Annotated in this window: 5 protein-coding genes; 4 read left to right on the forward strand and 1 reads right to left on the reverse strand. The window is 32.3% G+C overall.

Annotated elements, in window-relative coordinates; genetic code table 11:
* Positions 1-231: 231 nt before the first annotated feature.
* Positions 232-1,689 carry a glycoside hydrolase family 30 protein gene (locus PHC28_RS05205; RefSeq protein ID WP_300096954.1) on the forward strand — a complete coding sequence of 486 codons (1,458 nt, stop codon included), beginning with the start codon at positions 232-234 and terminating at the stop codon, positions 1,687-1,689.
* Position 1,690: 1 nt separating this feature from the next.
* Positions 1,691-3,958 (forward strand): glycoside hydrolase family 3 N-terminal domain-containing protein, encoded by a 2,268-nt coding sequence (locus PHC28_RS05210; protein ID WP_300096956.1) that lies wholly within the window; start codon positions 1,691-1,693, stop codon positions 3,956-3,958.
* Positions 3,959-4,022: 64 nt separating this feature from the next.
* Here PHC28_RS05210 and PHC28_RS05215 read toward each other — a convergent pair whose 3' ends face one another.
* Positions 4,023-6,944, reverse strand: coding sequence for a triple tyrosine motif-containing protein (locus tag PHC28_RS05215; RefSeq protein WP_300096958.1), 2,922 nt, complete (start codon positions 6,942-6,944; stop codon positions 4,023-4,025).
* A gap of 343 nt (positions 6,945-7,287) precedes the next feature.
* On the opposite strand from PHC28_RS05215, the gene PHC28_RS05220 reads away from it, so the two are divergent.
* Both PHC28_RS05220 and PHC28_RS05225 read left to right on the forward strand, forming a co-directional pair.
* On the forward strand, positions 7,288-8,310 hold the full coding sequence (locus PHC28_RS05220) for a T9SS type A sorting domain-containing protein (protein ID WP_300096960.1): 1,023 nt from the start codon (positions 7,288-7,290) through the stop codon (positions 8,308-8,310).
* 231 nt (positions 8,311-8,541) lie between these two features.
* A partial coding sequence (locus PHC28_RS05225; RefSeq protein WP_300096962.1) for a fibronectin type III domain-containing protein occupies positions 8,542-9,713 on the forward strand: 1,172 nt, incomplete at its 3' end.

The raw sequence follows: 9,713 nt of genomic DNA on the forward strand, positions 1-9,713 counted from the left end.
AAAAACATTTAAACACAAATTTACAAACATTTTTAACCATTAAGATAGTAAGGAAATTAAGCTCTACAGTCTTTCTTAATGAAACTTAATATCTTAATGGTTAAAAAAAAATTGAATGTTCACAACAATTCCAGCAGAACCAAATAAAAAGACTAAAACCTGCAAAAAAATTAAAACCTTGTGCGCTTAAAATCAAAGGCACATTATAGATTAAGCATTAAAAAATAAATTATGAAAGCAACAATTATCCTGTCAATGTTATTAGTTACAACACTAACATTTTCTCAACAAAAAAGTAAAATCCAGTCAAAATCATATTCCGCAACTGGGAAAACAATTGTTGTTTATACTTCTGCTGATAGCACAAATTTAAGATTAACCAATACGGATAATCTCAAATTCAAGGATATGAAACAGCCATTGGAAACGCAAACCTGTATTTTTGTAAATCCAAATAAAACCTTTCAGACTTTTCTAGGAATTGGTGGTGCTATTACGGATGCCAGTGCTGAGGTTTTTGCAAAATTGCCAAAAGACAAACAACAGGAATTTCTAGAAGCCTATTATAGCAAAGACAAAGGAATTGGCTATACATTGATGAGAACTAACATTCATAGTTGTGATTTTAGTAGCGATTCTTATACTTATGTTGAAGAAGGGGATAAAGATTTGAAAACTTTCAACATCGACCACGACAGAAAATTCAAATTGCCTTTAATAAAAGAAGCAATTGCAATGGCAGGAGGTAAAATGACTTTTTATGTTAGCCCTTGGAGTCCGCCAGCGTTTATGAAAGACAATAACAATATGCTTAGAGGAGGTAAGTTATTACCAGAATTTTACCAACCTTGGGCAAATTATTATGTAAAATTTATTAATGCTTACCAAAAAGAAGGAATCCCAGTTTGGGGATTAACAGTTCAAAATGAGCCAATGGCGACTCAAAAATGGGAATCTTGTATTTACACGGCTACTGAAGAAAGAGATTTCTTGAAAAATTATCTTGGACCAACATTAGCAAAAGCAGGACTTGGAGACAAAAAAATAACTGTTTGGGATCATAATAGAGACTTGATGTCGCAAAGAGCAAGCACGATTCTTGATGATGCAGTTGCCAATAAATATGTATGGGGAATTGGTTTTCACTGGTATGAAAACTGGAGTGGTGGAGATATGATGTTCGAAAATGTAGGCAAAGTACACGAAATGTATCCTAATAAAGATTTACTTTTTACCGAAGGATGTGTAGAAAAATTTGATGCAGCAAAATATCAATTATGGAAAAATGGAGAACGTTACGGGAAATCGATGATAAACGATTTTAATAATGGGACAGTGGGTTGGACAGATTGGAATATTCTTTTGGATCAAAATGGAGGTCCAAATCACGTAGGGAATTTTTGCTTTGCACCCATTCATGGAGACACAAAAACAGGTGAATTAATTTACACACCTTCTTATTATTTTATTGGACATTTCTCTAAATTTATTGGAAAAGAGGCTAAAAGAATCGGTAGTGTTTCCAGTCGTAGCAATTTGATAACTACTTCGTTTTTGAACAAAGATGGAAAAGTAATTACAGTAGTTATGAATCAAAGTAACAAAAAAGTAACTTACAATTTATGTGTAGATGAAAATACAACAGAAGTTTCCATTTTACCTCACGCCATTCAGACATTAGTGTATTAAGATGAAGAAAGTCACTTTACTTGCTATTATTTTAATGGTTTGTCTATTTGTTTTAAATACAAATGCACAGCAAAAATCTATCGATCAAAAAGTAGATTCTTTACTGTCTTTAATGACTTTGAAAGAAAAAGCAGGTCAAATGCTGAACATTGGATTGCCAGCTGTGCTAACAGGAGATTACTGGGAGAAAAGGGAAACAGCTACTTTTGATCAAGAAAAATTCAAGAAATTAATCGTTGATTATGCCGTTGGTTCCATTCACAATACGCCGGGTTATCCTGCAGAGAGAGAAGATTGGTATCAAATCGTTAAAAAAATTCAGGATTCGGCGATGACAAAAACCCGTTTAAAAATCCCTGTTTTGTATGGAATTGACGATATTCACGGGGCAAATTATGTAAATGGTTCTGTTCTATTTCCACATCAAATTGCCGTTGCCGCGACTTGGAACACAGATTTGTCGAAAATTTGTGGAGAAATAACTTCTTACGAATCAAGAGCAGCATCTCTTCCTTGGAATTTTAACCCAAATGTAGATGTAGCGATGAACCCACTTTGGGGACGAATTTCAGAAAGTTTTGGCGAAGATCCCTACCTCATTTCAGAAATGGCAGATGCTTACATAAAAGGTTCACAAGGAAAAGGCTTGCAAGATTCTAAAAGCACTGCGGTTTGTTTGAAACATTTCGTTGGATATGCTGCAGGGAAAAATGCGAAAGACAGAGCCAGTGCGCTCATTCCAGAAAATAGTCTGCGCCAATATTATTTACCCACTTTTGAGAAAGCGATAAAAAGTGGTGCAATGGGAGTAATGATTAGCTCTAATGCAGTAAATGGTATTCCATGTCATATTAATAAATACTATATTACCGATATTCTCAAAGGTGAAATGGGTTTTAAAGGTGTTGTGATTTCAGATTTCAGTGATATTGATTTCCTTGTTGAAGGACATCTTGTTGCAAAAGACAAACGAGAAGCAACAAAAATGGCAGTAAATGCTGGATTAGATATGATTATGAATCCTTTTAATGCCGATGTTGTCGATTATATTGTAGATTTAGCTGAAAATGGAGAAATACCAATGGGTCGGATTGATGATGCCGTGAGCCGTGTTTTGCATCTTAAATTTGAATTAAATCTTTTTAAAGTTCCTTATAATAATCCAAAAAATTATCCAGATTTTGCTAGTAAGGAGCACATTGCGGCAAACTATAAGACTGCTAGTGAAGCCATCACTTTATTAAAAAATAAAAATAATATTCTTCCGCTTTCGTCAACCAAGAAAGTATTGGTTACAGGATATTCTGCTAATTCCATAAATGTTCTAAATGGTGCTTGGTCAAGATCTTTTCTTGGTAGAGAAACAAAATATAACGACCCAACTAAACAAACGATTTTGGATGCTGTACGAAAACAAGTAGGCGCAACCAATGTTGAATTTGTAGAAGGGACAGATTATTTAGTAGATATCAATACTGATAAAGCAGTAGAAAAAGCCAAAGATGTTGATTATGTAGTTGTTTGTGTAGGTGAAATTCCAGCTTCGGAAAAACCTTCAGATATTAACGAATTGCAACTTCCAGAAGTTCAACAGGAATTAATCAAGAAACTTTCGGCAGCAGGGAAACCAATAATTCTGGTAATGGTTCAAGGAAGATCACGCATCATTCGAGAAGTAGAGCCATTTGTTGATGCCATTGTTATGGGGTATTATCCAGGTGAAGAAGGTGGTCGAGCGATTTCGGATGTATTATTTGGCAAAATAAATCCAAGTGGGAAATTGCCATATACGTATCCAAAATATACTGGTAATGCGATGACTTATTATTATAAAAAAACAGATATCAAGGACGCAGATTGGGGATATAATGGTTTTTATCCGCAATTTGAATTTGGTTTTGGAATGTCATACACCACATATGAATATTCAAACTTGAAAATCAATTCGGAGATTTTAAAAGGTAACGAAGAACTCAAAATTTCCATTGACGTGAAAAACACGGGAAGCAAGGAAGGAAAAGAAATCGTAGAGGTTTATACTAAAGATTTGATTGCATCTGTTTCGCCAGATTGCAGAAAACTGGTTCGTTTTGCTAAAATTAATCTCAAACCTGGCGAAACAAAAACGGTAAATTTCAGCATCAAAGCAAACGATTTGGCTTTCATCGGGATGGAAAACAAATGGATAACCGAAGAAGGAGAGTTTGAACTACAAGTTGGAGGAAATCCTCAAAAATTATTAAAAAAAATATTTAATTATAAGAGATGATTTTTTTTAATTTGAATCAAGTAATTTTTGATTGAAGATTGTTATTAATTAAAGCAAATAGTCATCAACTGTTTTCGGCCAAATTTTCAAGAAATGACATAAAGTTATCTTCGTATTGAACATTTAGTTTTTTTCGCACTCTATAACGGGCACTTTCTACACCTCTAATAGAGATATTTAATAGTGGTGCAATTTCTTTATTTGTTAAGTCCATTTTTACAAAGGCACATAAACGCAATTCTCTTTTGGTAAGTGTTGAGTCTAGTTGCTTCAATTTTTCGAAGAAATTGTGATTTATTTTTTCGAAATTGACATCGAAGATTTCTATATATTCTTCACCAATACGGTGTTGATTTAATTTTTGAAAAATTTCTGTAATTTTCTTTTTTGACTCTTGACTTTTAAGTAGTTCGCGTAGTTTGCTTAGATCATTTTTTAATTCATCGAAAACTTCTTTTTTCTTACTTAACGAAATAGTGTAGTTAGCTAATTCCTTGCTTTTGTTGATGATATCACCTTCTAGGCTCAATTTGTCTTTATAAATAGCTTCTTTGTCTTGTTTTAGTTTTAATTTTTCAATTTCTAATTCTAGTAGTTGTTGTGATTTTTTTATTTCAATTTTCGATTTTAATTGTTCATAAGCGATTCTCTTTTTAACATAATTGATGACGTAGTAAATAAATGAAAAACAGAAAATTATATAAATAAAATAAGCAAAATTAGTTTGATACCACTTGGGTAAAATGTTAAATTCAAACCTAGTTTCTTCGCCTAATTGTCCGGCTAAATTCCTGCTTTTGACCACAAATGTATAGGAGTCAGGTCTTAAGTGAGTGTATTCTTTATAGGCACTTTTTTGCCAAGTAGACCAGTTTTGGTCTACATTTTCAAGTTTGTAACTGTATTGAATTTCTGAACTTGAAAACATTTTCGGAGAGGAGAATTCAAAACGCAATATATCAGTTTGATTGGGTAATTGTATATTGTTTTCTTTTGAACTTATTTCAATATTTTTAAGTTTTTGATTTTGGGTATATATTATTTGGCTAATATTAGTTGGAAAAATATTTTTGCTTCGATTTTTTGCTAGGGTATAAAGGTATAAACCAGCATTTGTTCCAAACATAACAGTGTTGTTGTCTAGCGGATAAATACATTCCATTCCGCGATTAAAACTTCCTTTGAGATTTAGAAATATATCTTTGTAAAGTGTAGGGTTTTTGTCAATAAAATAACCCGCTTCATCGTCTTGAACAAACCAAGTTTTACCATTACTTTCAAGTAATTTTCGGGTATTAATTGAGGGGTCAAAAATAGAATTTAGAGTATTGAATAATTCAAATTTATTAGCTCCTTCATTGTAGGTATAAATTCCGTCGTTTGTAGTAAATACTATTTTTCCGTCCCAATTAAAAACGTTTATATTGAAAGGGGATTTGAATCCATTTTTATTTGTAAAATGATCTACCGCATCTACCCTAGAATAATCCGGATTGATATGAATCTTATAAACGCCTTTATATCCGTGGCATACCCAGTAAGTTTCTGATTTATAATCTGCAAGAATGTCTCTGCTTGACTCTTCGAAACCTTTAATTTTGTTTTTAATAGTCCAATTATTGTTGACTTTTTTTATAAGATACAACCCAGAATAATTAGAACCTAAATAGAATCCTTTCTTATTTTTTATTTTAGTCATTTTCCAAAAACCATCTTCGGAGCCTATTTTTTGTGCGTTTTCGTTTTCTATTTTAAAAAGTCCAGCATCGTGAGAAACAATAATATCATTATCTAATTCTTGAATTGCCCAACTAGAACCTTGTAAATTTTCTATTTTTTTGAAATTGAAATTATTGTTATTTGAATTTTTTAAAAAGTCAGAAAAATAAACACCATTACTTGTGGCTAAATAAACAATTTTGTTTTTTACTAAAACGCCATAAACAGATGATTGGTCAAAAACAGAAATGAAAGGGGATTTATAGTCTAATAGACTTAATCCATTGCTTTGTAATATCCAAATATTTTGATTTTTTGTTTGAAAAATACAATGAATTGTTGTGCTTGAAAGCCCAGAAAATAGTGGATTTTCTCGTATTATTTTGCCATTTGCAGTAAGTGTAATAATTTTAGAGCTGCGAGTGCCAATCAAATAATCATTGTTATTACCAAGAATTCCATAAGAGACTATATCTTTTTTCGTGCCATCAAAAAGGGAAAGTTTTTTTGTAATTATTTTTGTTTTTATATTTCCAGTATAAACGTTTCCAAATCTTGAAATAATGGTAAAAATATCAGGATTCGTAGTGGGAAGAATGGCGTTGATATTTTCATTTAAAATTGATTTAACATCAAAAACAGGAAAAAGACTCGTGGTTTTTGCATCAAATTCATAAATTCCAAATTCAGCATCTTGTACAAAATAATGATCTCTAACTTTTTCCGAATAAATAAATGATTTATTGGCAGGAAGTAGAGTTACTCGATCTCCGGTAATGACAATTAACTCAGAAAAAGTTCTATAAATGATATGATTTTTAAATTCTCGAACTTGCCACAAGTTTTCCAAATTTTTATCTTCAAGATGAAATTCAGCAACAAGTGATTTGTAAAAATAGTTCCCAAATTTATTTTTCTGTAAAGTTCCTAATTCATTATAACCACCAACATACACTTTTCCAGAGCTTGTCTTTGCAAGAGAACTTACAGATGAATTATTAGGAAGACTTACTTTTTGCCAATGTTCTCCGTCAAAAATTATAGCTCCATCATTATTGCCAAATATTAATGTGCCATCCTCATTTTCGCACATAGTCAAAAATTGTGGGTCCGCTTTGAAATCGTTTCTTGTAAAGTGAATTATTTTTAGAGTTGAAGGAATAGCCGATAGACTAGACTGCTCATTTTTTGTTTGACTGTAAAGTAAAGAGGATAAAAACAATCCAAATACTATAAAAAGACAATGTGTTTTTGTTATTATTTTCATATAAAAATTACTGACTATTTAATTTTTAACTACTTATTATGGATAATTCTGAGTTCTACATACAAAAATACAGTTAAAATTGATGCAAATCAACAAAAAAAATATTTTTTAAACAATTGATAAATAAATAGTTGTGGTTTTTAGAGTATTATTAACGTGTTGAATTCATAATAAAGCGTAATCATAGTGTATTTCTATTTTTACAGTCAGTCCCGAAATACATTATTATTGCGATGTCATTTATTAATAATAAATAGTCTTTACGGTTATTTATAACTCGATTATTTTATATAAATGAAAGCAAAAAACTAATTATTTAACAAATTAACTAAACATTTTTATTATGAAAAAAATCTTTACTTTACTACTATTGTCTTGCGCTTGGCTATCTAACGCACAAAACAATTTTGACCCATTTGATTATAGTCCAGTGGGTTACTGGACATTTGAAGACAATGCTAATTTAGGGAAAGCTGAAGCAGGATATGGTTCAGACTTAGTATTGAGTAGTGTTGGCGCTTTCACACAAGTGGCTGGGCCCGCAGGTACTTTTGCAATACAAAGCAACCCTACTGCAGGCATTAATAGTTTTTTAGCTTGTACACATAGCATTGCCCCTAATGGTGGTGGAACAAGAGTTAATCAATGGTCAATTATGATAGATTTTTCTGTGCCAGCATTACCAGCATGGAATTGTTTATTCGACACAAACCCAGCAACACCTGGAGGAGATGGTGAGCTTTATATTAGATCAAACGGTGGAGTTGGTAGTGGTAATTTATGGGGATGGTACACAGGAGGAGCAAGTGTAGTTACCACTGACACTTGGAATCGACTTGTAGTCACTGTTGATTTAACACAAGCCATAGGAAGTAGAAAACTATATGTGAATGGGGTTGAATGGATGAGTGCTGATGGCGTTGCTATTGATGACGCTCGTAAAAGTTTACTTTCAATAGTTAATTTTCTCGGAGATCCTGACTTTGAACAAGCTACAATTAATTTAGCACAGGTTGCTATTTGGGATAGAGCTTTATTACCTGCTGAAGTTGCTCAAATGGCTGGAGCTTCTTTGTTAGGAACAGCAAAATTTTCTGCCGCTAATAATACTTTAAAAGTATATCCAAATCCTGTGAATTCTGGTAGTGCTCGTATTTCATTCAATATGCCATCTGCTTCAAAAAATGCTTCTATAGAATTGATAGATTTAACAGGCAGAGTTGTTGAAAATATTTTTAAAGGAAGTGTCGATCAAGGAGAACAAACTATATCTTGGAGTGCAAAAAACAAATATAATGCTGGAAATTATATTGTTAGACTAACTTCTGAGGACATAAATCAAACTTTCTCAGTAATACTTAAATAGTTTTAGATTGATTGGAATGCCACAAGGAATTCTTTTTACGTTTTTGATGTAAGTTGATTTCCTTGTGGTATTTTCATTTGAGCTTTTAACATTTCAAAAACAATCTAGAGCCAACCTCTCTTTTGATGAGAATTTGTTTTCTCAACGAAAGCAATTAAACATATTTCTCCTTTTATCTTAATTTTTTTTTAAAGAGAATATATTAAGAACAATATTTTATAGTATAATTTAATGAAATTCATCTTCACTCTTATAGTATTGTCAATTTTAGGATGCTGCAATGCTCAAACTAATTTCACACCATCTAATTGGTCTTCACTAGTTGGGTATTGGAACTTTGAAAATAGTGCAAATCTAAATCAAGCCCAAATAGGCAATGATCTTATCAATCATGGGGCATTTGCCCAAGTTGCAGGACCAACTGCCACTGATTTTGCAATAAGAAAAACTCTGGGTAACTATTTTGAATGTACACATAGTATTTTAACCGATGGTCAACCAACAGTAAATCAATATTCACTGATGATTGATTTCAAAATTCCATCAACAGGTCAATGGTACAGTTTTTTTCAAACTGTGCCAACAAATATTACTGATGGGGATTTATTTGTAAATCTTGCCGGAAAAGTCGGCGTATATTCCTTGGGTTATTCAACTTTATCCATTGTTCCTAACGAATGGTATCGATTAGTAATAACTGTTGATGCCGGAAATTCCATCAAAGTATATCTTGACGGAACTCAATGGAATGCAGGAGCTTCAGACACATTAAATGGTCGTTTTTCTTTGCAAAGCATATTGTTGCTGTTAGCCGATGATAATGGAGAAGATAACCAAATGGATGTGGCATCGATGGGAATATTTGACAAGACCTTAAGTGCTGCCGAAGTTTTTACGATTGGAAGTTTACATTCAAACACTCCAGCTCTTCCTGATTTTTTACCTTTTTTGCAAACTGCTACACCAACTTCTATCTATGTTTCTTGGCATTCGTCAGACATTGCACAAAACCCAGAAATAAAATTTGGAACAAGTACTGCAAATTTAGATCAAACACAAACAGGAACTTGGGAACAAATTAGCGGAGCTTATTATTGGCATACGGTAAAACTAACGGGATTATTGCCCGACACCGAATATTTTTATCAATGTTATAATGGCACATTTGCTTCTCAAATCTATTCTTTTAGAACACCCGCATTAAAAACAACACCAAACCAACATATTAGAATGGTGGTTTTGGGAGATAATCGAACTGATATTGCTAAAACAACTCAAAATGTTCAGCAAATAAAAAGCAAACTTGTTGAATTATATGGGACAGACATTCATAATTCAGTAGATTTGATTTTAAATTGTGGAGATATTGTTACCAATGGAACCATAATTTCACAATATTCTAA

Origin of the sequence: Flavobacterium sp., from assembly GCF_028712645.1 — a bacterium.
Lineage (GTDB): Bacteria > Bacteroidota > Bacteroidia > Flavobacteriales > Flavobacteriaceae > Flavobacterium.